Source organism: Anaerobiospirillum sp. NML120448, assembly GCF_023050945.1.
In the GTDB taxonomy this organism is placed as follows: Bacteria; Pseudomonadota; Gammaproteobacteria; order Enterobacterales; family Succinivibrionaceae; genus Anaerobiospirillum.
Genome location: NZ_JALKIM010000185.1, coordinates 1 through 1,166, shown reverse-complemented (window position 1 = coordinate 1,166; position 1,166 = coordinate 1). Strand labels below are relative to the sequence as shown.

Here is a 1,166-nt window from a genome sequence, read left to right as displayed (position 1 = left end):
TGTCAACTACTCCATCCTAAAATGAGCGTAGCTCATTTTCAGGATGGAGCTTGAAACTTCGGTTTTAGTTGAGCAGAGACAATTACGACACAGAGAGATTGAGTTCTCAACCACCTTGGGGTGTTTACCAAGCCCCTCGCTCTGGGCGTATCTGTGCCGAGTCTATGGTACTTTTACGTTATATCTTGTTAGGCATTATGTTTGACAAGATATGGCGCATTAAATTTATTTTTATAGTGGATATTGAATGGATATTGCTTATGTTTTGGACAATCAAGGCAACCCGCTTATGCCAACTAAAAGGCTTGGTCGGGTGCGGCACCTTTTACGGGAGGGCAAGGCAAAAATTGCTCGTTATACTCCCTTTACCATCCAGCTGAAATATGAAAGCACTCACTTTGTCCAAGCTCTATATGGAGGTATTGATCCTGGACGAACCAATATTGGCCTTGCTGTAGTCAACGGCAAAGGTGAAGTGTTTTATGCGGCTAATGTCACTACGCGTAACCGAGAAATTCCTAAGCTGATGACAGACCGTGCGCAACATCGAAAAGCCTCTCGTAGAGGACAGCGATTAGTACGTAAACGCCTTGCTAAGCGAAATAATACTTTAACTGAGTTTCCTAATGGCCGTAAGCTTCCAGGATACAAGGATGGCAATATGCCAGTTAAAGACATCATTAACAAGGAAAGTCGCTTTAATAACCGCAAGCGTTCTGCTAGATCGCTTACTCCAACTGCAAACCAGTGTGTGCGTACTCATATAAATTTGGTTAAGCACATCAACAAGTTTTTGCCTATTAAGAGCTGGAGTATGGAGTACAACAAGTTCGCTTTTATGCAACTAGATGATGGCTCGGTTCAAGGAACTGACTTTCAAAATGGTCCTCTCAAAGGCTATGCTAGTTTTGAGAGTTATATATTCGCTATGCAAGGAGGTCGTTGTGCTCTTTGTGGCAAGCCATTGGATAAAAATGACTGCCATTTCCACCATATCGACCCTCAAAGTAAAGGAGGCAGCGATAGAATATATAACATTAGTGCTTTATGTGGCTCTTGTCATGGACAAATTCATACAAATGAAGCATGTCTAGCGATGAAGGGCGAACGCAAAAAGTATGCAGGAACGTCCATAATTAATATTGCTATGCCTTTTATATATGAAG

At 42.0% G+C, this 1,166-nt stretch carries 1 protein-coding gene; it reads left to right on the top strand.

Annotation, left to right across the window (positions count from 1 at the left end; genetic code table 11):
- Window positions 1–247: 247 nt before the first annotated feature.
- A partial coding sequence (locus MXE38_RS12360) for an RRXRR domain-containing protein (RefSeq protein ID WP_246915516.1) occupies window positions 248–1,166 on the top strand: 919 nt, incomplete at its 3' end.